Annotated in this window: 19 protein-coding genes; 5 read left to right on the plus strand and 14 right to left on the minus strand. The window is 64.1% G+C overall.

Features of this window, described 5'->3' with window-relative positions; all coding sequences use genetic code 11:
- The first annotated feature begins 43 nt into the window (after window positions 1–43).
- Window positions 44–1,525, plus strand: coding sequence for a MocR-like pyridoxine biosynthesis transcription factor PdxR (gene pdxR, locus AC6I9R_RS09210; protein ID WP_461425274.1), 1,482 nt, complete (start codon window positions 44–46; stop codon window positions 1,523–1,525).
- A 53-nt stretch (window positions 1,526–1,578) separates the two neighbouring features.
- On the opposite strand, the gene AC6I9R_RS09215 is transcribed toward pdxR, so the two are convergent.
- From AC6I9R_RS09215 to AC6I9R_RS09235, 5 genes are all read right to left on the minus strand, one after another.
- Window positions 1,579–4,017, minus strand: a complete 2,439-nt coding sequence (locus AC6I9R_RS09215) for a GcvT family protein (protein ID WP_461425275.1) — start codon at window positions 4,015–4,017, stop codon at window positions 1,579–1,581.
- A gap of 60 nt (window positions 4,018–4,077) precedes the next feature.
- Window positions 4,078–5,409 carry an omega-aminotransferase AptA gene (gene aptA / locus AC6I9R_RS09220; RefSeq protein ID WP_461425276.1) on the minus strand — a complete coding sequence of 444 codons (1,332 nt, stop codon included), beginning with the start codon at window positions 5,407–5,409 and terminating at the stop codon, window positions 4,078–4,080.
- A 243-nt stretch (window positions 5,410–5,652) separates the two neighbouring features.
- A complete protein-coding gene (pta, locus tag AC6I9R_RS09225; RefSeq protein WP_461425277.1) occupies window positions 5,653–6,636 on the minus strand; it encodes a phosphate acetyltransferase in 984 nt (327 codons plus the stop codon).
- On the minus strand, window positions 6,636–8,417 hold the full coding sequence (xsc, locus tag AC6I9R_RS09230) for a sulfoacetaldehyde acetyltransferase (protein WP_461425278.1): 1,782 nt from the start codon (window positions 8,415–8,417) through the stop codon (window positions 6,636–6,638). The genes pta and xsc overlap by 1 nt, the downstream gene beginning before the upstream one ends.
- A 414-nt stretch (window positions 8,418–8,831) precedes the next feature.
- Complete coding sequence (locus AC6I9R_RS09235) at window positions 8,832–9,338, minus strand: tetratricopeptide repeat protein (RefSeq protein WP_461425279.1); 507 nt, start codon at window positions 9,336–9,338, stop codon at window positions 8,832–8,834.
- 340 nt (window positions 9,339–9,678) lie between these two features.
- Between AC6I9R_RS09235 and AC6I9R_RS09240 the strand changes: the two genes are divergently transcribed.
- A complete protein-coding gene (locus tag AC6I9R_RS09240) occupies window positions 9,679–11,406 on the plus strand; it encodes a hypothetical protein (RefSeq protein WP_497863097.1) in 1,728 nt (575 codons plus the stop codon).
- 3 nt (window positions 11,407–11,409) lie between these two features.
- Window positions 11,410–12,432, plus strand: a complete 1,023-nt coding sequence (locus AC6I9R_RS09245) for an SUMF1/EgtB/PvdO family nonheme iron enzyme (protein ID WP_461425281.1) — start codon at window positions 11,410–11,412, stop codon at window positions 12,430–12,432.
- 69 nt (window positions 12,433–12,501) lie between these two features.
- Here the strand turns inward: AC6I9R_RS09245 and AC6I9R_RS09250 are convergent, their stop codons facing one another.
- The 5 genes from AC6I9R_RS09250 to AC6I9R_RS09270 all read right to left on the minus strand — a co-directional run bounded on the left by AC6I9R_RS09250 (window position 12,502) and on the right by AC6I9R_RS09270 (window position 18,084).
- Window positions 12,502–13,959, minus strand: a complete 1,458-nt coding sequence (locus AC6I9R_RS09250; RefSeq protein WP_461425282.1) for a hypothetical protein — start codon at window positions 13,957–13,959, stop codon at window positions 12,502–12,504.
- Between the two features lie 225 nt (window positions 13,960–14,184).
- Window positions 14,185–14,919: an SDR family oxidoreductase gene (locus AC6I9R_RS09255; protein ID WP_461425283.1), complete on the minus strand. Its 735-nt coding sequence runs from the start codon at window positions 14,917–14,919 to the stop codon at window positions 14,185–14,187.
- Window positions 14,916–16,163: an FAD-binding oxidoreductase gene (locus tag AC6I9R_RS09260; RefSeq protein ID WP_461425284.1), complete on the minus strand. Its 1,248-nt coding sequence runs from the start codon at window positions 16,161–16,163 to the stop codon at window positions 14,916–14,918. Before AC6I9R_RS09260 ends, AC6I9R_RS09255 begins: the two co-directional genes overlap by 4 nt.
- 47 nt (window positions 16,164–16,210) lie before the next feature.
- Window positions 16,211–16,636 (minus strand): GtrA family protein, encoded by a 426-nt coding sequence (locus AC6I9R_RS09265; RefSeq protein ID WP_461425285.1) that lies wholly within the window; start codon window positions 16,634–16,636, stop codon window positions 16,211–16,213.
- Complete coding sequence (locus AC6I9R_RS09270; protein WP_461426597.1) at window positions 16,633–18,084, minus strand: UbiA family prenyltransferase; 1,452 nt, start codon at window positions 18,082–18,084, stop codon at window positions 16,633–16,635. Before AC6I9R_RS09270 ends, AC6I9R_RS09265 begins: the two co-directional genes overlap by 4 nt.
- A 159-nt stretch (window positions 18,085–18,243) precedes the next feature.
- Between AC6I9R_RS09270 and AC6I9R_RS09275 the strand changes: the two genes are divergently transcribed.
- A complete protein-coding gene (locus AC6I9R_RS09275) occupies window positions 18,244–20,022 on the plus strand; it encodes a hypothetical protein (protein WP_461425286.1) in 1,779 nt (592 codons plus the stop codon).
- A 10-nt stretch (window positions 20,023–20,032) separates the two neighbouring features.
- On the opposite strand, the gene AC6I9R_RS09280 is transcribed toward AC6I9R_RS09275, so the two are convergent.
- Genes AC6I9R_RS09280 through AC6I9R_RS09295 form a run of 4 tightly spaced genes read right to left on the minus strand, consistent with a single transcriptional unit; the run spans window position 20,033 to window position 24,331 of the window.
- A complete protein-coding gene (locus AC6I9R_RS09280; RefSeq protein ID WP_461425287.1) occupies window positions 20,033–20,608 on the minus strand; it encodes a peroxidase-related enzyme in 576 nt (191 codons plus the stop codon).
- Window positions 20,609–20,664: 56 nt separating this feature from the next.
- Complete coding sequence (locus AC6I9R_RS09285) at window positions 20,665–22,368, minus strand: dipeptide ABC transporter ATP-binding protein (RefSeq protein ID WP_461425288.1); 1,704 nt, start codon at window positions 22,366–22,368, stop codon at window positions 20,665–20,667.
- The gene (locus tag AC6I9R_RS09290; protein ID WP_461425289.1) at window positions 22,368–23,318 is read right to left on the minus strand and encodes an ABC transporter permease; all 951 of its coding nucleotides are present in this window, start codon (window positions 23,316–23,318) and stop codon (window positions 22,368–22,370) included. The genes AC6I9R_RS09285 and AC6I9R_RS09290 overlap by 1 nt, the downstream gene beginning before the upstream one ends.
- Complete coding sequence (locus AC6I9R_RS09295) at window positions 23,315–24,331, minus strand: ABC transporter permease (RefSeq protein WP_461425290.1); 1,017 nt, start codon at window positions 24,329–24,331, stop codon at window positions 23,315–23,317. Before AC6I9R_RS09295 ends, AC6I9R_RS09290 begins: the two co-directional genes overlap by 4 nt.
- Before the next feature lie 177 nt (window positions 24,332–24,508).
- Here AC6I9R_RS09295 and AC6I9R_RS09300 point away from each other — a divergent pair, with 177 nt between their 5' ends.
- A complete protein-coding gene (locus AC6I9R_RS09300; RefSeq protein WP_461425291.1) occupies window positions 24,509–25,291 on the plus strand; it encodes a MipA/OmpV family protein in 783 nt (260 codons plus the stop codon).
- Window positions 25,292–25,391 lie beyond the last annotated feature (100 nt).

Genomic DNA, 25,391 nt, shown 5'->3' on the forward strand with positions numbered 1-25,391 from the left:
AGCCAAACCTCGCATTCTGGCCTTATCGAGATCGCGAGTCTTTATGGCCATCATTTCCGAGCATCATATCTTCCTGCCGGAAGACTCAAATGTCGGGCTTCAGACCCGCCTGAAGGATGCGATCACCCGTGCCATTTGGGACGGGCGGTTCGCCCCCGGCGACCGTTTGCCCGCAACCCGCGCGCTTGCCCGCCACCTGAGCATCAGCCGGATCACCGTCAGCCTCGCCTACGATAGCCTTCTGTCGACGGGCTACATCGTCTCGATTGCGCGCTCAGGCTATTTCGTCGCCAACGACGCGCCGACGCAATTGCAAGCCGTGGCGCCCAACCAACTGGCCGACAGCGAGCGTCTGGATTGGGCCGCCCGCCTGGGCCCCGTGCCGCGCGCGCTGGGCGGGCAGGCGACGCCTGCGGATTGGCGCAGCTTCCGCTATCCGTTCATCTTTGGCGAGCTTGATCTGGCGCGCTTCCCGGTCGATGACTGGCGCGACTGCGTGCGCCGGGGCCTGGGCAAGCGGCATTTTGAGCAGATCGCCGATGACGCCAGCGACCGTGATGATCCGTTTCTGGTCGAACAAATCGTGCGCCGGTCGGTCTCGGGGCGCGGAGTGGCCGCCTCCGTCGACGAGGTTCTGGTGACGGCGGGCGCCCAGAACGCGCTTTGGCTGGCGGTCCATGCGCTATTCGGGGGCAAGGGCGGCACGGTGGCGATGGAAGACCCGGGTTATCCGGAGTTGCGCAACCTTTTGTGCCAGCAGGGCATGACGATCCACCCGGTGCCGGTGGACCGCGAAGGCATGAAGATCGACGACATCCCCAAGGGCGTTAGCGCCGTGTTCGTGACCCCCTCCCACCAGGCGCCCACGGGGGCGACGATGTCGATGGCGCGCCGCCGCGCGCTTCTGGAGCGGGCCGAAGCCGATGATTTCGTCATCATCGAGGATGATTACGATTTCCAGATGAGCTATTCCTCGCCCGCGCTTCCGGCGCTCCGCTCGCTCGACCAGCGGGGGCGGGTGATTTACGTCGGCAGTTTCTCGAAATCGATCTTCCCGGGCCTGCGGTTGGGTTACCTGACGGCGGATGTCCGCGTGGTCCAGCACGCGCGCGCCCTGCGCACCTTGTCCGAGCGTCATCCCCCCGGCCTGACCCAGCGCACGGTGGCCTATTTCCTGTCGGAGGGGCATTACAACAGCCATGCCCGGCGGATGCGGATGCGCATGGCGCGCCGCAACGAGGTGCTCCGCGATGCCTTGGCCGCCCATGGCCTGGAACCGGCCCTGTCGCGCGCGACAGGGGGGACCACCCTGTGGTTGCAGGGGCCGAAGGGCTTGGATGCGGATCTGCTGGCCCGGGACCTGCGCGAAAAAAGCGTGTTGATCGAGGCGGGATCGTCGTTTTACGCCCGCGAAGACGCGCCGAAAAACCGGATCCGTCTGGGCTTTGCCACGATCGAGACAGCGCGGATCGCCGACGGCGTCGCCCTGATCGCCGAGGCGATCAGGGAGCAGGTCGCGCGCTAAAGGGGGGCAGCCCCTCCTCGGCCCCGCGCCTGCGGCGCGCGCCCTCCTCGCAGCTACGCCCGGGCTTTTTCCGATTTCGGATCATACATCGGGCGGGTGCTGGCCTCGGCCAGAACGCGGGTGCCCGCGACCTCGATCTCGTAGGTGGCGGCCAGCATTTCGGCGGGCGTCTCGCCGGGGCAGGGGACATAGCCCATGCCGATGGCCCCACCGAGCGTGTGGCCGTAATTGCCCGAGGTGATGTAGCTGACAACTTCGCCGTTACGGATGATCGGCTCGGCATGGAACAGCATCGCCTCGGGGTCCGTCAGCTTGAACTGCACCATCCGCATTTGCAGCCCCTCGTCGCGCTTGCGCGCCACGGCGTCCGCACCGATGAAATCGTTCTTCGTTTTCGACACGGCAAACCCCAGACCGGCCTCAACCACGTGGTCTTCTCCGGTGATGTCATGGCCGAAGTGGCGGAACGCCTTCTCGATCCGGGCGCTGTCCATCATGTGCAACCCGCAGAGCCGCAGGCCCTGATCCGCGCCCGCCTCGTGCAGCGTCTCGAACACATGGGCGGCCTGATCGGTGGAGACGTAGAGCTCCCACCCCAACTCGCCCACATAGGTCACGCGGTGGGCGCGGGCGACGCCCAGGCCGATCTCAACCTGCTGTGCCACGCCAAAGGGAAACGCCTCATTCGACCAATCGTGGGGGCTGACCGATTGCATCAACGCCCGCGAATTCGGACCCATCACGCAGATCACCGCCTCGGACGCCGTGATGTCCGAGATCACGACAACCTCCCCCTGGCGGTTCATCTTCAGCCAGGCCATGTCGCGGACCAGTGTCGCGGCAGGCGTCACGATGAAATAGCTGTCTTGGGCCAGGCGGGTGATGGTCACGTCTGCCTCGATCCCGCCACGCACGTTCAGGAACTGAGTGTAGACGATCTTGCCCACCGGCACGGACATGTTGCCCGCCGCGATCCGGTTCAGGAAGGCCTCCGCATCGGGGCCGTCGACGCGGATCTTGCCGAAGGACGACATGTCGTACATGCCGACCGTATTGCGCACCGCATCATGTTCCTGGCGCTGGTTCCAGAACCAGTTCTGGCCCTTCCAGTCGTACTTATACTCAGCCTCTTGCCCCGGATTGGCAAACCAATTGGCCCGCTCCCACCCGGCCAATTCCCCGAACACCGCGCCATTGGCCTTCAGATGTTCGTGCAGGGGCGAGCGGCGAATGCCCCGCGCCGTATCCTTCTGGCGGTAGGGGTAATGGTCCGCGTAAAGCAGTCCCAAGGTCTCTGTCGCGCGCTCCTTCAGGTAGCGCTTGTTGCGCTGGAAGGGCTGCATCCGGCGAATGTCGACCTCGCCCACGTCAAAGGGCGGGATACCGTTTTCCATCCATTCCGCCAAGGCCCACCCGGCGCCGCCCGCCGACTGGATCCCGATCGAGTTGAACCCCGCGCAGACCCAGTAGCCGTCCACCTCCGGCGCCGGGCCCATATGGTAGGCATCGTCCGGCGTAAAGCTCTCTGGCCCGTTGAAGAACGTATGGATGCCCGCCTCCGCCAGCATCGGCAGGCGCTCGATGGCCTGTTCCAGGATCGGCTCGAAATGGTCGAAATCCTCGGGCAGTTGGTCAAACTCGAAGTCTTCCGGGATCGGCCCCCAGGGTTTTGAGACGGGCTCGAACGCGCCCAGAAGCATTTTTCCTGCGTCTTCCTTGTAGTAGGCGCATTCGTCGGGCACCCGCAGGACGGGCAGCTGCTTCAGCTCAGGGATACTCTCCGTGACGATGTAGAAGTGCTCGCAGGCCTGCACCGGCACGTTCACGCCGGCCATCTCGCCGAAGTCCCGCGCCCACATGCCCGCACAGTTCACCACCATGTCCGCCTGGATCGTGCCCGCGTCGCCGTCAGCCTCCCAGTTAACGCCGTTAACCTTTCCGCCCTCAACGTCCACGCCGGTGACCTTCACGCCCTCCAACACCTTCGCGCCGCCCATCCGCGCGCCCTTGGCCATCGCCAGCGCGATGTTGGCGGGGTCGCCCTGGCCATCCAGTGGCAACCAGACCGCTGCCGTCATCCCTTCCACGTTCACGTGGGGGTAGCGCGCCAAAACGTCATCCGCGCCGATCTCTTCCACTTCCACCCCAAAGCTGCGCGCCATCGACGCCTGCCGCCGGATTTCCTCGGCCCGGTGCTCGGTCAGCGCCATGGTGATGGAGCCACAGCGGCGGAACCCCGTGGCCACGCCCGTCTCGGCCTCCAGGTTGCCGTAAAGCTCCTGGCTGTAGCGCGCCAGCCGCGTCATGTTCTTGGTCGCGCGCAGCTGTGCAATCAGCCCCGCCGCGTGCCAGGTTGTCCCTGATGTCAGGCGCTTACGCTCCAACAACACCACGTCGGTCCAGCCGAGTTTCGTCAGGTGATACGCGACCGAGCAGCCGATAACGCCGCCGCCGACGATGACAACGCGCGCGTGGGAAGGGACTTTGGACATGAGAGGGAACCCAGGTGTGAAAAGGGAGGCAGGGCAGGGGTTTCCCCCCGCCCCAAAACACTAGCCGTTGGCTTGCATGTGGTCGATGGTTTTGCGGAAACGCCCCACGATCTCGTCGACATTCTCGCGCGTGGCGATGAACTGCGGCGCGATGATCGCGTTGTCGCCGGTGAATTTGACCGACAGACCATCCCAGAACATGCGCTTCTGCAACTCGGTCCCGCGCATACCGGGCCCACCCTCGGCGTGAACCTCGACACCGGCCATCAGGCCCGCAACCCGGATGTCCTTGATCATCTCGTGGTCTTTCAGCCCGTCCATCAACGCGGTCTCGAAATAGGGGATCAGGTCGGCAGAACGTGTGATCAGATCCTCTTCCTCGATGATGTCCATCATCGCGTTGCCCGCCGCACAAGCCGCCGGGTGGCCCGAGTAGGTGTAGCCGTGGAAGAACTCCGTCAGGCCGCGCTTGGACGAGCCCACGACCGTCTCGTAGATGTCATCGCGGCAGGCCACCGCACCCATCGGGATCGACCCGTTGGTCAGCGCTTTGGCCATGGTAATGATGTCGGGCTCCACCCCGTACCGCTGCGCGGCAAACGCCGTGCCCAGGCGACCGAAACCGGTGATAACCTCATCAAAAACCAGCAGAATTCCGTAGTCGTCACAGATCTTGCGCAGACGCTCCAGGTAGCCCTTCGGGGGCGGCAGCGCGCCGGTGGAGCCTGCCACGGGCTCCACAAAGACGGCGGCGATGTTGGACCCGCCATAGGTCTGTGCCATCCGCTCCAGATCATTGGCGAGCTCTTCGCCGTTGTGCTCGGAATGGCCGCCGGGGATGAACTTCTCGCTGGGGTCATAGGTGTGGCGCAGCATCATCACGCCGGGCACCGTGGCGTGGAAGATGTCGCGGTTCTTGACCATGCCAGACAGGGACACACCGCCGATGTTCACGCCGTGATACGCCCGCTCGCGGCTCACGAACCGGGGCCGCGTCTCGCCGCGCGCGTTCCAATAGGCCATGACGATCTTCATCGCCGTGTCGACAGATTCAGAGCCGGAGTTGGTGAAGAACACGTGGTTCATCTTTTCGGGCAACATGCGGCTGATCTTCTCGGCCAGCTTGAAAGAGCCCGGGTGACCCGCCTGGAAGGGCATAACGTAGGTGTATTCCGTCATCTGTTTGGCGACGGCCTCGGCGATCTTCGGGTGGCAGTGACCGGCGGGCGAGCAGAACAGGCCGGAAGATCCGTCCAGCAGCTGGCCGCCCCGGTGGTCATAAAGGTGAACGCCTTCCGCGCGCACAACCAGGCGCGGGTCTTCCTTGAAACCACGGTTGTCAGAGAACGGCATCCAGTGCGCTTCAAGCGAGTTCGTTGCATCATAGGCCATGTTTGGAACCTCCCCAAAGGGCCGCTCAGGGCCCGTAATAAGATGCGCGAAATTCGCTCTGATCCGAGAGTCGGAGTAGGGCCAGAGCAGACGATGACTAAGGCCACGACATTGGGGGCAGGCGGGGGCCTGCCCGGCGCAGGGATTTTGCGACGGATTGCGCCCTGCTTCGTTATTCTATAAGAATTTTTTATATTGGGTATTCAACAGGTTGCGCGTTTGCTCAAGCTTGAGCAGGCCTGTTCAGGCCTGCACCGCGGTCACCGCGATAATCTGAACGATGTCATCCACCGTGCAGCCCCGCGACAAATCGTTCGCCGGTTTGGCCAGCCCCTGAAGCACCGGACCAATCGCCGTGGCCCCGCCCAATCGCTGCGCGATTTTGTAGCCGATATTGCCCGCGTCGAGGTTCGGGAAGACCAGCACATTCGCCTGCCCCGCGACGCTCGATCCCTTGGCCTTGGAGGCCGCAACCGAGGGCACGATGGCGGCGTCGAACTGAAGCTCTCCATCGATATCCAGCTCGGGTGCGGCCGCTTTCGCGATCGCCAGCGCCTGGGTCACCTTATCCACATTCGGATGCCGCGCGCTGCCCTTGGATGAGAACGACAGCATCGCCACCTTCGGCTCGGTATCCAGCAGCGTCCGCGCCGAGGCGGCGGCCTGCTGCGCGATGGCGGCCAGTTCCTCTGCCGACGGTTCAATCACCAACCCGCAGTCCGAGAAGATCATCCCCCGCTGTCCAACCGGATGCCCCTCTGGCAGCGCCATCAGGAAGAAGCTGGACACCAGCGCGGCCCCTTTGGCCTTGCCGATCACCTGCAACGCGGCGCGCACGGTATCGGACGTCGTATGAACCGCCCCGCCGACGGTTCCATCCGCCAGCCCCTCCCGCACCATCATGGCGGCGAAGACCAGCGGTTGGCGGACAGAGGCGGCAGCCTGCTCCTCGGTCACGCCCTTATGGGCGCGCAGCGCGTGGAAGGCAGCGGTGAAGGCCGGCAAATGTTGGGAAGTTTCAGGATCCTCGACAGCGACCGCGTCGCCCATCTGATCCGCGAGGGCACGTGGGCCCACAATCGTGACCCGGGCAAGGCCCTGGTCTGCGGCGACCCGCGCGGCTTCCTGCACGCGCGGATCACTGCCTTCGCTTAGCACGATGTGCTTGATGTCTGCCGCCGCACGGGCAGCGATGGCGGCCAATGGATCATTCGCCGCCATGTTCATCAGGCCACTTTCTGCGGACGCATGTCGTCCTTGGAGATGCCCGCAACTTCCACCGGCTTCTTCATCGCATCGCGGCGGAAGGGGTCGCCCAACTCCTGGTTGATCATGGCTTCGATGAGCGTGGTGATCCCATTCTCCATCTGGTCCTTGATCGCCTGATCGAGCGCCGCCGTCAGCTCTTCCTGGGTGCGGGCGACAACGCCTTTCAGCCCGCAAGCGTTGGCGATGCCCGCGTAGGAGACCTGCTCATCCAGCTCGGTGCCGACGAAGTTGTCGTCAAACCACAGCGTGGAGTTCCGCTTTTCAGCACCCCACTGGTAGTTGCGGAACACGATCTGCGTGATCGCGGGCCAGTCACCGCGGCCGATGGCCGTCAGCTCGTTGACCGAGATGCCGAAGGCGCCGTCGCCAGCAAAACCCACAACCGGAACGTCCGGCTTGCCGATTTTCGCGCCCACGATGGAGGGCAGACCGTAGCCACAGGGGCCGAAGAGGCCGGGCGCCAGGTATTTGCGGCTCTCGTTGAAGGACGGGTAGGCGTTGCCGATGGCGCAGTTGTTGCCGATGTCCGACGAGATGATCGCCTCGACCGGCAGGGCGGCCTGAATGGCGCGCCAGGCCATGCGGGGGGCCATCCAATCGGGCTTGGCGGCGCGAGCGCGCTCGTTCCAGTTGGTGCCGGGATCGTCCTGCTCTTCCGTCATGGAGGTCAGTTCCTGCGCCCATGCGGATTTGGTCTGAGCGATGGTGTCCTTGCGCGCCTGACGGTTGGTGTCGCCTGCGGCGTCGGACAGTTTGGCGGTGATGGACTTGGCCACTTTGGCCGCGTCGCCCACGATGCCGACGGTGACCTTCTTGGTCAGGCCGATGCGGTCGGGGTTCAGGTCCACCTGGATGATCTTGGCGTCTGTGGGCCAGTAATCAATGCCGTAGCCGGGCAGGGTGGAAAACGGGTTCAGACGCGTGCCGAGGCACAGGACCACGTCGGCCTTGGAGATCAACTCCATCCCCGCTTTGGAACCGTTGTAGCCCAGGGGACCTGCATAAAGCGGGTGGTTGCCGGGGAAGGCGTCGTTGTGCTGGTAGCCGACGCAAACCGGTGCGTCGAGTTTTTCGGCCAACACGCGCGAGGCGTCGATGCCACCGGCCGACAGGATCGCGCCCGCGCCGTTGAGGATCACGGGGAATTCGGCGTTCGACAGCAGATCCGCGGCCTCGGCCACGGCCGCTTCGCCGCCCTGGGGCAATTCGAAATCGACGATGACGGGCAGGTCGATGTCGATGACCTGGGTCCAGAAATCGCGCGGGATGTTGATCTGTGCCGGCGCAGAGGCGCGCTTGGCTTGCATGATGACGCGGTTCAGCGTCTCGGCGATGCGCGACGGGTCGCGGACCTCTTCCTGGTAGGCCACGCAATCGGCGAACAGGTTCATCTGCTCCATTTCCTGGAAACCGCCCTGACCGATGGTCTTGTTGGCGGCCTGCGGCGTGACCAGCAGAACCGGCGTGTGGTTCCAATAGGCGGTCTTCACGGCGGTCACGAAGTTGGTGATGCCGGGGCCGTTTTGCGCGATCATCATCGACATTTTGCCGGTGGCGCGGGTAAACCCGTCGGCCATCATGCCGCCGGAGGTTTCATGGGCGCAGTCCCAGAACTTGATGCCTGCATCGGGAAAGATGTCAGAGATCGGCATCATGGCAGAGCCGATAATGCCAAAAGCATTGTCGATGCCATGCATCTGCAGTGTTTTGACGAAGGCTTCTTCAGTGGTCATTTTCATGGCGAATCTCCCGAGAGCGGACTCCCCCGTGGGTCCGCGATTGCGTCGTTAATGAGCCTAGAAGTCTCAATAATGGTAGGGCCAATTATCTCGACGGATAGGGCCAAGTGCGGCGCATGGTGAATGTCTCAACGATTCCAAGCAGGCCGGAGCCGTTGCGCGCAAGACATTTTTTCCCGCGCTCACTGGACATAGGGCCAAGGCTCGCACGGATCAAAGCGAAAATGCTTCGATAGCTTGGGATCGGCGGGATCTGGAATTGCGGTGGCCCGGTTTTTTGAGGACACGCGCGGGGTGCGTTTCCCGAGACTGCCTGGGGTCTTTTCGCGCGCGGGAATGTGCAGCCTGGTGTTCCCTTTCAGAGAAAGGCCTGAAACCCGGCGCGGGCCGGGCTTTCGCGAGTTTCCGTTTCCGTTACCCGGAAGTATCTCGTCTCGTCGGCGGGTTCGGCATCATGTCGCTGCTGGGGTCCCGTCCGATCTCGACGTCATTGCCCAGGTGCTGCAAGACGGGCCTGACGTCCGTGGCGCGTCCTGCGGCCATCATGACTTCTGTCATCAGCGCGCGGAGTGCGGGGGCCTTGGGGTTCTTCTCGATCGCGCGGACCAGAATGGCCCGGGCGGCTGCGCCGTCATTAGTCGCCATGGCAATGCGCGCCTTTGCTGCGGCAAGCTGCGCCTGTGTCGTCCGGTCTGCCGAGGCAGGATCGGACGCACCATGGGCTGCAAGGACGGCCTCGGCATTGGCAACAAGAGTGCGGGCATCCGCGATCCTGTCTGTCTCAAGGGCCATGCGCAGCGCGTCCTCGAACGGCGGTTCTTGTCCGCTGTCAGAGGCTGCGCGGCTACCAGCTGCGCGCGCCTTTTGCTGGTCCTGCGGATGGGTCGCATTGCGCACGACCGATGTCGGACTTTTAGACATGCCTGTTAGTTTCCCGCCCATTGCGTTCCCTCATCGTCATTTAGTTTTTAGCGTCCCACATTCCCGGCGCCAGCATCGGGATTCTACAAGCCAAAGATACGGTAACCCATTTGAGGGTTAATAACTTGTTAATTTCGCCACAAAGATTGTTTCGATAAAAGGAACATGACCCAAGCGCTACGCCTTGCACAATGGGATTCCCAAAGCGCTGGCTTTGGTGCCGCCGCCCGTTCACATCTGCAGGTCTTGCCGTTGCGTCACTGGACGCTTTGTTGCAAACCTTCCTCTGTTATTCATAAACTTCCGCACGCTGCCCGCCGCGCGGTCTCATTTCCCAACGATGGAGCTCATCTTGCTGCCCCAGTTTTCGGTCTTTTCCAGTTTTCCCATTGTCGTCACGACCGCGTTCGCCCTGGCCTTCGCGCCGCAAGCCGCCGCTCAGGGCATTGAATTACCTGACCAATCTGTCATCGATGCGCAACTCGCCACGCTTGAGGGCAACGTGCCGGGCACGATCTTTGCCATGCAGGCGTTCCGCAATGCCCAAACCCTCACGGCCGAGGATGGGACGGTCTACACGCTGACCTCGCTCAACCCCCATGTGAACTCGTGGTTCGTGTTGGAAACCGCGCCCGCGGGGGGGCGCTCAAGATTTGTGCACTTTGAAAATGGGGACCCCGATACCTGGGACATTTCCTTGATCGATGAGGATGGCCCCGCGCTGCTGATCGAAGGGGAGGGCGACAGTTTCGCCTGCGCGCCCTGGGAAGACGGCGAATTGGAGGAGGCGCAAGCCAGTTCGCTGCCCTATGCGCCGGTCTGCGATTGGAGCCTTTTCGTCCGCAATCCCGTCACCGGCAACCGCACCACCCGGGAGGCCGTGGCAGAATTCCTGCGCGACAACGTGATTTTCGGCGAATCCATCGTAAACCTGATCAAAGGCGCCTTCTTTGAAGACGCCTTCATGGTCTCATCGGAGGGCGAGGAAGAACTGGAGGAAATCGATGGCGTGGAGCTTCTGGGCAACGCGCTTTTGGCCAGCACACCCAACATGCGCCCCTACATGGGGTTCGAGCTGGCGGGCACCGATGCTGGCGCGATGACCGCGGGCGCCTGGTATGAGGTTGAAGAGAGCCCCGGCATTTACGCCTCGGTCATGCAGCCCGGCATGATCGCGGGCGAGGTGATGCAGACGCGCGGTGCCAACGGTTTGGACGGGATCGAGCGGCGCGCCGACGTCTACCTTGTGGCCTTCGACATGGCGCGGTTTGACATCGGGTATGAGCTGGGGACGGATCATCCGGCCCTCGGGTGGTCCTCGCGCCCGCAGAACCGACACAATCAGGGGCGCGGCCCCGATGGATTCAACAGCCCCGACCCGCTGGTGCGCACGGGCATGCTGAACCCCGCGCTGGTGGAAACCGTCGCCGCGACGTTCACCGCCGGGTTCAAACGGGACCACGGGGCGTGGCGGTTCGGCGACTACGCCACGTTCAACTACGGCCACCACTACGGCTTCATGCAGAACGGCGTCCTGATGTCGCGCCTTTGGCCCAACCTCGCGACGATGTACCTGACCCAGGATGGCGAATTGGCCATGCGGACCTGGTCCGAAGAAGACGATGCATTGCTGCCCGACCTGATCTTTGCCCGCCAGAACGGCGTGCCGATCATCGAGGATGGCGTGCCGGGCCCGCGCGTCACCTCCTGGGGTGGGGGCAATTGGTCGGGCGATGCGAACGCCACGCTGCGCACCCTGCGGGGTGGGGCCTGCATGCGCACCGTCGAGGGGCGTCAGTTCCTGATTTATGCATACTTTTCAACAGCAACGCCCTCGGCCATGGCGCGCACCTTCCAGGCCTATGAGTGCGACTACGCCATGCTTTTGGACATGAACAGCCAGGAGCACACGTATATGGCGCTTTATGTGCATGACGAGGATGAGGAGCTGGATGTCCAGCACCTCGTCTCGGGCATGGCAGAGGCCGATCCCGACAACGGTCGCGTCGCGCGCTTCATCTCGGCGCCCGACAATCGTGACTTCTTTTACCTGCTGCGGAGGCAATAAGTGATGCGACTGAGCACTTTAGTAAAGGCGGCGGTCGCCGCGACGGCATTGGCTGTAACGGGCGCAAACGCGCAATCCCTGGCCGAGCGCAATGAGCTGTTGTTCCAACAATTGCAAGACATCCGGGGCCTCTCGAACGCGGAGATCAACCGAGTTCGCACCATCTTCGCCAACTCACCCAACGGCTGGATGGGGCAGGGCAACCCGGCCGTCACCCAGCACCCGCTGACGCCCGAGCAAGCCGCCGCGAATATCGGCGGCACGGTGGCGCAGGTCCAGGCCAGCTACCGCAACCGCGAGTTCGAGCGGATCTGCGGCGGGCCCTACATGGTGCCGCTCTACGATCCCGAAACGCAGTCACCGCGCGATGCGACGGCCTGTGCGGATATGTTTGAATATCCCAATATTCCCATGGTTTACCCCGTTGTTTGGGTGCGCGCGAATGAGGCGGCGCAGCTCTGCGCAGCGGAAGGCGGGCGCATCGGTGACGCCCATGAATGGGAAGGGGCCGCAGCCGGTCAGCTGCTGCCGCCCGACTACCCGTTCGACCGCGTGCGGGGCATGGGCCTCTCGGCGGCGGTCAACACGATCCGCAACTGGCACAACAACCACTACGCCAGCACGCGGGGGACCTATTCCATCGGCGCATGGCAATCGGGCGTTTGCGCGACCGGATCGTTCAAGAACGCCTCGTGCAACGGCGGCAGCTTCCAGGGCTGCGGGTCCAATACCTATCCCGCGGGCAGTTTCCCGGCCTGCCGCTCTCCGCTTGGGGTCTATGACATCGACGGCAACGCTGCGGAACACATGAACCTGCCGCTGGCCGAAGATCAGATGGCCTCTGCCGGGTCGACGACCCTGGGCGTGACCGAGATGAAGGGGTCGTGGTTCATCTGGGACACGATCCGTGCGCATGAACACTGGGCCCGCTGGCGCGCGCCGTTCTGGCACGGGACGCGGGTGATGTCCGAGGGAAGCCACCGGAACTACCATCTGGGCTTCCGCTGCTTCCGCGACGTCCGCTGAACAGAAGTCCGCTAGACAAACGAAAGGCGCGCCAGACCCGGCGCGCCTTTTTCGTTTTGGGGTAGGGGCTTAGAGCGAGGCGAGCCGAACCGTTGCGCCCGTCAAAGCACCGTCGGAGTTCAGGAAGCCTGCATACCGCTCATCCGTCAGAAGCTCTCGCAGGTCAACGGCGCGCCCATTCACGAAGGCCGTACGGCTGACGAGGCGGATGCCGTGGGAGTAATCGGCGTAATACTCGCCATGGACCGTGGAAAGCGGCTGGATCGCGCGCCCGTTGGTGCGGTGCCAGCCATAGATCGCGACCCGGCCCGGGTTGCGCGACAGGCGGTTGGCCAGCACCAGGTCTTTCTTGTGTCCGGCCACCAGCATGCCGTCGCGCACGCCGGCGCGGGCGAATTGGCCTTCAATCGTCTCGTTATGGCGCACGAAATAGTTGGTGGACGACATGGACGAGCCCGGCGTCATCGGCGAGGGGGCCACCCGCACGTCGGCCTGCTGGTAGATCGCGTCGACCATGGTCGTCGTCGGCAGCATCATATCGAAGGCCTCCGCCACGCGGAGCGCGGCGGGCAGGCCCAGGGGGACGCGGACGTGGTCCCGGTCCGAGCCGATGGCGAGGTAGTCCGGCGTGACGCAGATCGTCACCTCAACCGTGCGGCCGCCGACGGTGCCATTGAACGTCACCGGATGCAGGTTGCGGATATGGCTGGGGATGTTGCCAGCCAGTGCCTCTTGCACCATGCGGTTGTCGCGGCCCGAGCCCGAGCCGTTGCCCGCGCTTGCCATTACGGCTGACCCGCTGGCGGCAGATCCGGGACGGCGTGGGATCTCGCGCGCCATGCGCGGCGAGCAATCGCCGCTGCCGCCGCTGAAGATATTGGGGCGCGGGCTTTCACCGATCCCGCCCAGGGCATCGGGGGCCTCGGCGCGGGCGACTTCGATGTCAAACTCATCCGGGCGCGCGGCGACGCGGGTCACGAGACCTTCGGGACGCAGGCTGGGGCGCGGGCTGGAGGCGGCCAAAAGCGTGGAGGTTTGCGGCCCGGTTTCCAGATCCGGCCAGGCGGGGGTCGTCGTGCCGCCGGGGCGCGCAACGGGGCGCGGCAGGGCCAGGGCGCGGTCTGCGTCCAGATTGCGCGCGATGGAAATGACCTGCACCACGGAGGGGACAGTCACCACACCGGGGCGCGGTTGGGGCATGACGGGCGGGCGCCCTTCGACGATTGTATAGGGCTCTGCCGGATCTGCAGGGGCCAGGGTGATGGCTTGGGGCGCTGCCAGTTGCGGCGGCACGCGGGTGCTTGGGGGGCGGTCGATCACGACCGAGACGGTCGTATCAAAGCTGGCGGCATCGGGGTAGCGGCGTTGGGGCGTGGGATCTGCGGCGGGGGCAGCCTCCACAACCCGTTCAACCGGGCGTTGCCCGTCCAACGCGTTGGAAACCACGACATAGGCGCAGCCGGACGTGATGATGGTCGAGGCCAGAACAATGGCCAACACGCCATTTGGCCGCTCAAGCGCTGCCATGCCGTCGGAGGTTTTCACCTGTTTTGCCCGCGCAAAAACACGCGCGATCACTGTCCCATTCATCTTGAGGCACTGCCCATTCTGTTGACCGCAACCTGTCCGTCGCGTGTCGTTGTCCCTAGTTCTATGTCAGCCCTATGCTGGAAGTGTTAAATTCGCAACAACGTGGCTGCAGGTTTCATCCAATGCTTGATTTTTGCGCGGAATCCCGCCAGCGCGCGGCTTTCAGATTGAGGTTTTCTTGAACACGGGCTCCGGGATGTTCCGGATCACCGCCATCACGATCCGCCAGATCGGGCGGGTGTAGAGGATGTTGGTCTGTTTGGTGACAGCCTTAAGGATCGCGGCGCCGACTTCGTCGGGCTCTGCGGTCAGGGGGCCGGGGGTGTCCATGCCTTCGGTCATCGCGGTTTTCACGAAGCCGGGCAGCACGGTCACCACGTGAACGCCCTTTTTTGCAAGGCGATTGCGCAGGCCCGAAAGGAACGCTGTGAAGCCCGCCTTGGCGGCGCCGTAGACGTAGTTCGACGCACGCCCCCGCTCGCCTGCCACCGAGGAGATCCCGACCAGAGTGCCGGATCCGCGCGCTTCCATGGCGTTGGCGAGGTGGGCGAGGATGGATGCGGGCCCTTCAAAATTCGAGCGCATGACATGGGTGGCGGCCAGCGGGTCCGCCTCGCTTCCGTCTTGAGTGCCCATGGCGCCGACGGCGCAGATGGCGACCTCGGGAAGGGTGGGGAGGCTCGCGACGAAGGCCTCGTGCGAATCAAGGGCGAGGGCGTCGAACTCGTGGATGCTGACCTCGGCTCCGTAGCGTGTGCGCAGATCGCGCGCGTCATCTTCCAGGCGGGCGGCGTTACGCGCAGCCAATTGAATGGGATGGCCCGCTTCGGCGAAGGACCGCGCCACGGCGCGTGCAATGCCGGAGGCCGCGCCCAGGATCAGAACGGGGCCGCTCATAGCCCGAGCCTTTGCGATTGCACCGAGTGGAAGCGGTCCGTCAGCCCGGCCTGCGCGCGCATGGCTGCGAATGCCTCGGCCCGCGTGTCCGCCTTTGCGACCGCCTCTGGCATGCGGGCGTCTTTGGCCAGGTAGAAGCGGCCGTTGTGGGCCAGTGTGATCGCGTCCAGTCGTTCCATCAGGGCAAGGCTCCGTTCGTTAGCCGGGAAATCCAGGGCCAAGGTGTACCCTGCCATTGGGAAGGAAAAAGGGCCCGATTGCGGCCCAAAGCGTTTTAGCACCGACAGGACGGAGCCCGATTGTGACGCCGCAATCTCATCCATTAACGCCGTTAACCCGTCCCCCGCTGTGTCCATCGGCAAGGCGCATTGGAACTGCAGGAAACCGTTGCGGCCATAAAGCCGGTTCCAGTTCGCGAGCGCGTCGAGGGGGTAGAAGTAGCTGTCCCAATCCACCAGTTTGTGTCCGGCGCGTTTTGCGCCGCGCCGCCAGTAAATGCTGTTAAGCGCCCGAAGCCAGAGGCCACGAAACAGGAACGGGGGTACGCCGAACGGCACCGGAAGCTTGCGCTTGCGCTTCACCTCCAGCGGTTCCTGGTAGCGCGGCAAGGCGTCGGGCGGTGCATGATCGCCCAGTAAAAGAAGGGCATGGCCGTGGTGCGGCCCGTCCGAGCAATCGATCCAGGCCACGGAATAGGGCGCATCCAGGGTGGCCTCGAACGCCTCCAACGTGTCGGTTAACGACGTTAACGCCCGCGTCTCCTGCGTAATGAAACTGGTCTCTACCGCGCGCAGGCGGATCTGGGCGCGCAAGATCACGCCCGTCAGGCCCATGCCGCCCAATGTCCAGTGAAAGAGGTCGTCGTCAGGGGTCACGCGCGTCACCGCGCCATCCGGGCCCATCAGGTCCACCCAGTCAACGCAGGACCGGAATGAGCCGTCCAGATGGTGGTTCTTCCCATGGACATCCGCCGCAATTGCGCCCCCAAGGCTGACGTATTTCGTGCCCGGCGTGACCATCGGGAACCAACCGCGCGGCAGAAAGGTGTGGATGATGTCGCCCAGAAGCACGCCCGCCTCGGCCACCAGCACGCCGTCCTCAAACGACAGCATCCGGTCCATGCCAGTCATGTCGAGGGTCATGCCTTGGTTCAGCGCCGCATCACCGTATGCCCGCCCATTGCCGCGCGCGATCAGCGGCGCGGCTTCGACTGCCGCGCGCACGTCCGCCTCGGACCGCGCCACGCGGACTGCACACTCAACGCTTGGAAATCGTCCCCAACCGCTCAGCTTCATGGGGCCACGTCGCGCAACATCGCGTCCTTGAACACGTAGCGCCGATCAAGCTGGTACTTGGTGACATAGCCGATTGTCAGGCCGATCACCGCGCCCAGTTCTCGGGCGAAATCCGTGCCCCAGATCATCCAGAACGCCGTCTCGGTCGCCCAGAAGATCACCGTCGTCACGATCCCCATCAGCGAATAAAGGCCAAACTGCTTGCCCTGCGCCGCCGCGCCCGTGGTCATGTCGTAAAAGATCCAGCGCTTGTCGAGGACGTATTTCACGACCAACCCCGCCAGCGTCCCGCACCCCATCGCGAGCACGAACCACAGGGCATTTTCGCCCCCCAACAGCACCAGCCGCTGAACCAGAAGGTTCACTGCCATCGCCACAATCGCGAAGGCCGTGTAGCGGATCACGAGGGTAAAGCGCGTCATAGGAACATCGCGCCAGCGACGATGACCCCGCAAAACAGGATCACCAGGCGCGACGTGGAATTGGTCACGGCAAAGATCATCGGATCGTCGTGCATTTCGCCGCGATCCGCTTTCAGGACCATGCGGCTGATCCAGAAGATCAAAAGCGGGCAGACGCCCCACAAAAGCCAGGGCGTCTCAAACTTGGCCTGGGTCGTCGGCTCATCCACGTAAAGCGCCAGGACCAGCACCGCGAGGTAGCCCGAGGTGATCGCCATCTGGCTGATGATCCGCCGATCCTCGGCGATGTAGCCCCGGCGCGAGGCCTCTCGGCCCACCGTTTCGCTGTCGGTCAGTTCCGCCAGCCGTTTCACGGCGGCAAGGGCGTAGAAGATGAACATGGAAAACGCCAGAAGCCAGACCGACAGGCCCGAGGCAATCGCCACACCGCCCGCGATGATGCGCAGGGTGAAAAGGAACGCCAGCAGGCAGATATCGATCAACGTGTGCTGCTTGAGCCGCACGGAATAGGCGACGGTGGCCACAAAGTAGAGGGCGACGACCCCGGCCAAGGCGGGAGAGACGAGGAAGGATATGCCCGCCGACGCTGCCAACAGAAGCGGGATCGCCAGGGTTCCGATCTGCGGCGAAAGCGTGCCCGAAGCAAAGGGGCGCGTGCGCTTGCGCGGGTGGCTGCGGTCGTCATTGAGGTCCAACAAATCGTTGATCAAATAGCCCGCCGAGGCCGCGAAGCTGAGCGCCAGAAAGGCGGCCACAATCGGCAGGAGCGCGCCTGCGCCGTGGCCGGGATCCGCGATCAGCGGAACGGCCACCAGAAGGTTCTTCAGCCATTGCTGCGGGCGGATGGCCCGGATCAGTGCGCGGGGCGGGGCCTCTCGCGGCAGGTGCTCTGCCGGGGTGTGGCCCGCATCTAGCGCCGCCACAACCTTGGGGGCGGCGCCGACGCTGATCGCCGCTTTCGCGTGCTTCCACACCGGCAGATCGGCGGCGCTATCGCCCATATAGGTGAAGCCGTCGGGCAAGTGATCTTGCAAAAACGCAGCCTTTTCAGGGCCTTTCAGGTTGCGCGTTCCGTCAGAGCCATAGACCTCATCAAATAGGTCCAGATGCTGCGCGACCTCGTCGGCCAAGGCCTGATCGCTGGCCGTGGCCAGGATGCAGCGCCCGCCGTCATCGCGCCACGCCTTGATGCGCGCGATGACCTCATCGTCGTAAGGCAGGCTGCTGACATCGACGTCTGACAGATCCACCAAGGCCCGCTTCAACGCCGCGCGCCCCTCGCGCAGCCGGCCCAAAGCGTTCAGCGTCGCCCACCCATCGCGTCCCATGGCCGACCACAGACACTCGTACAACATGTCCGAGCGCAGCAATGTGCCGTCGAGATCCACGACCAAGGTGTCAGAGCCGGTGCGGCCCGTGGGAGTGGGTGCTTGTGTCAGTGGCTTGATCCCTAAAGATTTCTCCTCCCGGAAGGTGCCTTAGCCGAGGGGGCTTGGCCAGTGCTTTTTGGGCTGGGTTTTTGCGCTTTGGGCCCGGGTAAGTATCGACAGCGGCAAAGGGGCTGGCTATCGTCTCAATGGTTGATTTTGCTCAAGGATTTTCTGGTTATGCCGCTGCCCCACGCCGTCCGCTCGATCTGTCTGATCTCCGTGCTCGCCCTGAATGCCGGAGGCGCATTGGCGCAAAGCGACGATGCCGCCGCCGCCGCGGAAGAGGCCATCGCAGCACTGCTGGCTTTGCAAGCGCCGTCAGAGGAAGAGGACGCGGCTTCCCTGGAAGCCGCCGCTGCAGAGGAACGCGCCGCAGCCGTGGAAGATGCGACGTCGGCGTTCGAGGCGCTGGCGGAGGAAACCGCTGCGCGCGTGGCGGCAGAAATGGCGGTGGCTGCCGCCCTAGAGGCGGAAGCGCAGGCGGCAGAGGCGCGTGCGGAGGCCGTGGAGGATGCAACGTCGGCGTTTGAGGCGCTGGCCGCAGAAACCGCGGCCCGCGCGGAGGCTGAAATGGCGGCGGCTGCCGCCGCTGAGGCGGAGGCGCAGGCCGCAGAGGCGCGCGCGGCAGCCGTTGAAGAGGCCACGTCGGCCTTTGAGGCCTTGGCCGCAGAAACCGCCGCCCGCGCTGAGGCGGAAGCCGCCGCCCGTGCGGCAGCTGAGGCAGAGGCCGCGGCAGCCGCTGAAAGGGCGGAGGCCGTGACGGATGCCACAACCGCGTTTGAAGCCCTTGCTGCAGAAAGCGCTGCGCGCGCCGCTGAAGCCGCCGCCGCAGCGGAGGCTGCCGCAGCACTCGTCGCCGCAGAGGCCGCCGCCGCCGCCGCCCGAGCGGAAGCCGTGGCCGAAGCGTCGAGCGCCTTTGAGGCGCTGGCCGCAGAAAGCGCAGCCCGGGCAGCCGAAGCCGCCGCAGCCCAGGCCGCTTTGGCGCAATGCCTTGAAATCGCTGGGGAACCCTCGGCCGAGAACTACCCTTCGGAGGAAGCTCAGGTCGCCGCACTCAATGCCCTGCGCGATGCCTTGCCCGCCTGCCGCGCCGCCGCTGAAGCACTGCCGGAAGAGGGCGCCCCGGTCTTCCATCTGGCCACGGCGGCCCAGGCGGCGGGCCGCCACCGCCGGGCTGTCCCGCTCTACGAGCGCGCCGCAGAAGCGGGCGTGGCGCCCGCAATGACGCGCCTTGGGGATTACCACAACTTTGGCCTGCGCCCCGTGCGCGAGGATGCGGCGCAAGCCGTTGAATACTATCGACAAGCGGCCGAACTGGGCGACCCGGCTGGCATGGCGACCCTGTCGTTCATGTATCGTCTGGGGCGCGGCGTAGACGAGAACCCGGCCGAGATGGTGCGCCTGATGGAAATGGCCGCCGACGCGGGTTACCCGTTCGCCCAGGCGTCCCTCGCCGATATTTACCTGGAGGGCGCGGGCCTTCCGGGCGGGGCCAGCGACACGCTTGATCTGCCCGATGCCCGCCGCGCGGTTCCGCTTCTGGTTGAACTTGCAAACAGCGGAAATATCGAGGCTGTTCAAAGCCTTATCACGCTTTATTCTGACGGTGCCGAGGGTGTGCCGCCCAGTGATTTCCTGCGCGGCGGCTGGGTGGAGCAACTGGCCGCGACCGGTAGCCCGGAGGGCATCGCGGCGCGCGGGTTCCTGTACGAGCAGGGGATCGGACGCGGTGCAAATCCCGAGCGCGCTGCTGCCGATTACATCGCAGCGCTTGAAACAGGCGAGGTCGATATTGAGGATATGCGCGGGACAATCGACGGGCGCACGCCGCCGTGGGAGCGGGAAACAGCCCTCGCGTTCCAGACGATCCTGCGCGAACGCGGGCTCTATAATCTGGCGATCGATGGCGACATCGGGCCGGGCACCCGCGCAGCGGCTCGGGCGCTAAGCGAATGATCCGAAAGGATTATTCGCGGTCCATCGCGTGATATTCCGGGTTCGGCATCATGTCTGACGCGATGGCGAAGCGGTTGGACATGTTGAAGAACGCGATGACATCGGAGAGATCGAAGATCTCGTCCTGGGTCAGGCCTGCGGCCTCCAGTTTGGCGCGTTCTTCGCCCGCGACCTCCCAGGGGGCGGTGGTTAATTTCCACGCGAAATCGAGCATGGCTTTGTGCCGCTCGGGCAACTCGGCCACGCGGTAATTCATCACCAGCATCTCGCCCAGTTGCGGATCACCTGATAGCTTACGCACCGCTTGTCCGTGGGCCACAAGGCAATAAAAACAACGGTTTGCGGAAGAGACGACCACGGCCACCATCTCCCGCTCCAGCTTGGAGAGACGGCTCTCCCCCAACATCAACGTGTTGTAATACTGCCCAAACGCGCGGAGCTTCTCTTGGTTAACCGAGAAGGTGCGCAGCACGTTTGGCACCATGCCAAGCTTTTCCTGGCAGACCTCGAAATAGCGCTTCGTGTCGTCATCGAGCGTGTCGAAATCGGGCAGGTCGTAGATGGAGATATGGTCAGGTTGCGGCATGGAAACCTCCGTCCGGGTATATCAATGGTATATCAATTCGCAAACCGCCCCTGCGCTCAGGCGACCGACAGCCCTTCGTCCGACAGCCCGTCCAGCCGCGGCATCAGCGACAGAAGCTGCTGAGTGTAGGGGTGCTGGGGGGCGGCGAAAAGCGCCTCGGTCTCGGCGACTTCGACAAGCTCTCCGTTTTTCATGACACCGACGCGGTCGCACATTTGGCGCACAACAGGCAGGTCATGGGAGATGAAAAGCATGGTCAGCCCGAGGTGCTCTTGCAGATCCTTAAGGATGTTAAGGATTTGCGCCTGGATGGAAACATCAAGCGCAGAGGTCGGCTCATCACAGATCAGGAAACGCGGCTGCGTAGCCAAAGCGCGGGCGATGGAAATGCGTTGCCGCTGACCGCCGGAGAATTCGTGCGGGTACTTCAGACCCGCCGCCGCGCCGAGGCCCACGCGATCAAGCAACTCGCCCACACGATCCTTCAAAGCCTGGCCGGCCAAAAGGCCATGGTGACGGGCGGGTTCCGCGATAATCTCATCCACGCGCATGCGTGGGTTGAGGGACGAATAGGGGTCCTGGAAAATCATCTGGATCTGCTTGCGATACCAATCGGGCACGCCGCCGGGTTGGTTGGACACGGGCTGGCCATCAAAGCTGACCTCGCCGCCGTCAACCGTGTAAAGCCCCGCGATCATCCGCGCGATGGTGGACTTGCCGGACCCGGATTCGCCAACAAGACCAAAGACTTCGCCCTGCTTGATGTCAAACTTCGCGCTATCGACAGCGGTGAACATCTTGCGGTTGCGCGGCAGGATCGCGCGGGTCTGAACGAAGCGTTTGGTGATCGCGTCGGCCTCCACCAGCGGTTTGGCGCGGTCGATCTGGACCTCGGGCCAATTGCGCTTGAGGTCTTCGATGGCGAACTCCATCACGCGACCGCCGTAAGAGATCAGCGGAAAGCGGTTGAGTTTGCGCGTCGGGCGCGGAACGGCGGCGATGAGCGATTTGGTGTAGGCATGATCGGGCCGCCCGAGGACCTGCGCGGTGGGCCCGGATTCGACCACTTCGCCCATATACATCACGGTGACCTTGTCCGTGGTGTCGGCGATCACGCCCATATCGTGGGTGATCAGGATCACGCCCACCTGCCGCTCCGTCGCGAGTTCCTTAATGAGATCAAGGATTTGCGCCTGGATGGAGACGTCGAGCGCGGTGGTCGGCTCGTCCGCGATGATCACATCGGGCTCCGAGCAGAGCGCGAGGGCGATGACGACGCGCTGGCGCATCCCACCGGAGAACTGGTGCGGATATTGGTCAAGCCGCGCCTCGGGGTCGGGGATGCCGACCCGGTCAATGAGCGCGCGGGCACGGGTGTTGGCCTCATCAGCGGAGACGTCGAGATGCTCCATGATGGTTTCAACCAGCTGTTGGCGCACGGTGAAGAGAGGGTTTAACGACGTTAACGGATCCTGGAAGATCATCGAGATCTTCTTGCCCCTGAGCGCGCGCATGGCGTCCGCGTCGAGGCCGGAAATCTCATCCCCCTTGTAGCGGATGATCCCGCCTGCAATGCGCCCGGGGCGATCCAGCAGGCCCATGACGGCGGCGCCGATGGTGGATTTCCCGGCGCCAGACTCGCCCACAAGACCGTGGATTTCGCCCGGCTCCACGCTCAGATGCGCGTTTTTCACAGCGGTGAACAGCGCACGGCGGGTCGGAAATTCGACGGTGAGGTTTTCGATTTCGAGAAGGGACATCAGCGCAGCTTCGGGTTGATCGCGTCGCGGAGCCAGTCCCCGAGCAAGTTTACGGCAAGGGCAAGAACGAGGAGCGTGGCGGCGGGGAACACGAGGATCCACCATTTGCCCGAGAACAGGAACGTCTGGCCGATGCGGATCAGCGTGCCGAGGGACGGCTCGGTCGGCGGCGCGCCGACGCCGAGGAACGACAGGGTGGCCTCGGCGATGATGGCAAGGGCCAGCGAGATAGTGGCGATGACCAGCACGGGCGAAAGCACATTGGGCAGGATGTGGCGCGCCATGATGACGAAGGTGGAGCGGCCGATCAAGCGGGCGGCTTGGACGTATTCCTTGTTCTTCTCCACCAGGGTCGCGCCCCGGACCACCCGCGCGAATTGCACCCAATCGGAGAGGCCAATGGCGAGGATCAGGACGAAAAGTGCCATCTCGTCCCGGTACTCGATGGGCGTGATGCCCTTGGCGATCCCAGAGATCAGGAGCGCCACGAGGATCGAGGGGAAGGTCAGCTGGATGTCGGCGATGCGCATGATGATCGTCTCGGTCCAGCCGCCGACGTAGCCTGCCAGAAGACCAAGGGTGACGCCCAAAACCAGCGCGAATGTCACCGCCGCAAAGCCCACAAACAGGGAGATCCGCAGGCCGTAGAGGATGGTCGAAAAGACGTCTCGGCCCTGGTCATCGGTGCCCAGAAAGAAGCTGTCGCCGGTGAACGGGGACGGCGTGCCGGGGGGCGTTAACCCGTTCATAAGGTTCAACGTGGCAGGGTTGAACGGATCGTGGGGCGCGATGAGGGGGGCAAAGACGGCCGCGAAGATCAAAAGGAGCGTGACACCGGCTGACACCATCGCAACCGGCGAACGGGTGAAGGCGTAGCCGACATCGCTATCCAGCGCGCGCGCAAGGCGCCCTTTGGGCTTGTCCTGGGGGGGGCGTGTCGCGTCCGTCATGTTGTTTTCCCATCCCCGCGCAGGCGCGGGTCAATCGCCACGTACAAAAGGTCAACGATCAGGTTGATGGCCACGAACATGACCGAGATCAGCATCAGGTAGGCGGCCATGACGGGGATGTCGACGAACTGGATCGCGTTGATGAAGAGAAGGCCCACGCCCGGCCATTGGAACACCGTCTCGGTGATGATGGCGAAGGCGATGATGGAGCCCAACTGCAGGCCGGTCACGGTGATCACGGGCACCATCGTGTTCTTCAGCGCGTGGCGGAAGTTGATCGCGCGGGTGGACAGCCCGCGCGCGCGCGCAAAGCGAATGTAGTCGGCGCGCAAGACCTCCAGCATCTCGGCGCGGACCAGCCGCATGATCAGCGTCATCTGGTAAAGGCCCAGGGTGATCGCGGGCAGGATGATCGACTGGATGCCGTCCCAGGTGGCGAAACCGGTGCTCCACCCGCCCAGGTCCACCGTGTCACCGCGCCCGAAGGTGGGCATGCCGCCGGTGTTGAAGGTGATGTCGGTGAAGGGGATGCGGACGTCGAGGCCCACGCCGAAAGCATAGATCAGCAGGACGCCGATCAGGAAGGTGGGCAGCGACACGCCGATCAGGCTGACGGACATGATGAAATTGGCCCAGAAACCATCGCGCCGGATGGCCGTGAAGATGCCCAGAACGATGCCAAACACCAGCGCCAGAATGCCCGAGACCATGGCCAGCTCCAGTGTCGCGGGCAGGCGTTCGACGATGATCTCGGCCACCGGGCGGCCCTGACGGTAGGAAATGCCGAAATCACCCTGAACGGCGCGCACCAGGAAATCCCAGTACTGGATGAAGAACGGCTTGTTGAGGCCCAAGACCTCTCGCAACCGCTCGATGTCTTCCATCGTGCGTTCCTGGCCCAACATCGTGTCGACGGGGTCGCCCACGAAGCGGAACATGGCGAAGGCCACCAGGCCTACGACCAGAAGGACGAGGAAGGATTGCAGGACGCGCTTGAGGATGAAGTTCAGCATTCTTTGTTGTGAGGCTTGGCTGGGGGAGGGTCAAGGCATGCCCGGAACGCAGGGCGCGTTTGTCAGCGTGGTGCGCCCAAATAAAGGCGCTGGACATGCGCGGGACCGGTGTTCTTCGGGCCAAGCGCCCTATAACAGGTTCAAGACATTGGCCGTCGAGCGGAAGGAACGAGCGGGATGAGCAGAATTGGAAGCGCGGCGGCAAGTGTTGCAGCCCTGCTGTGCCTCGGCACGATAGGTGGGGCCCCGACCCCGGCGCAGGCGCAGGGCTTCGGCATCTCGGGCGAGATCGGCTTTGGGGCGCGGGTGCGCCAGGAGTATTTCGGCGCGGAGGACTACGCCATCAGCCCCCGCGGGCGCGGTTCGCTGGAGGCGATCCGCTTTGGCCCGGTCAGCCGGGGGGAGCCCGGCGTCGTCCGCGACACCGAGGGTTTTGGCTTTCGCGGTGCCTTCCGGCTGGTCCCGGGCCGCTCGGCCTCGGACTTCCCCGAGCTGACAGGGCTGGAAGATGTGTCGTTCTCGGTCGAACTGGGCTTGGGCGTGGCCTATGAGTTGGAAAATGCCCGCGTCTTCGCCGACGTGCGCTACGGCGTGATCGGCCACGGCACCTGGGTTAGCGAGATTGGCGGCGACGTCATCTACCGCCCGTCAGACCGCCTGACGATCTCGGCCGGGCCGCGCGCCTTCTTCGGCTCCGAGGATTACGCAAGCACCTATTTCGGCGTCACGGCGGCCGAGGCCGGGGCCAGCGCGTTCAACGCCTTCGATGCCTCGGGGGGCCTTCTGTCGGCCGGTTTCGAAGTGCTCGTCGACCAGCGCCTGAACGACGATTGGTCCATCCAGGGAGAGCTTGAATTCAGCCGCTTCCTCAATGACGCCAGCGCCAGCCCGATCACCCAGGAAGCCGACCACGCGATCTTCAGCCTCACCCTGTCGCGCCGGTTCAGCTTCGGTTTTTAAACCGCCAACAAGCCGCCCACAAAGAAGGAGGCCCCGCCCGGTGCGGAGCCTCCCTTTCATCTTGCCCAAAAAACTCCCCCCGGAGGGTCTTGCGCATCTT

Source organism: Gymnodinialimonas sp. (assembly GCF_059726805.1).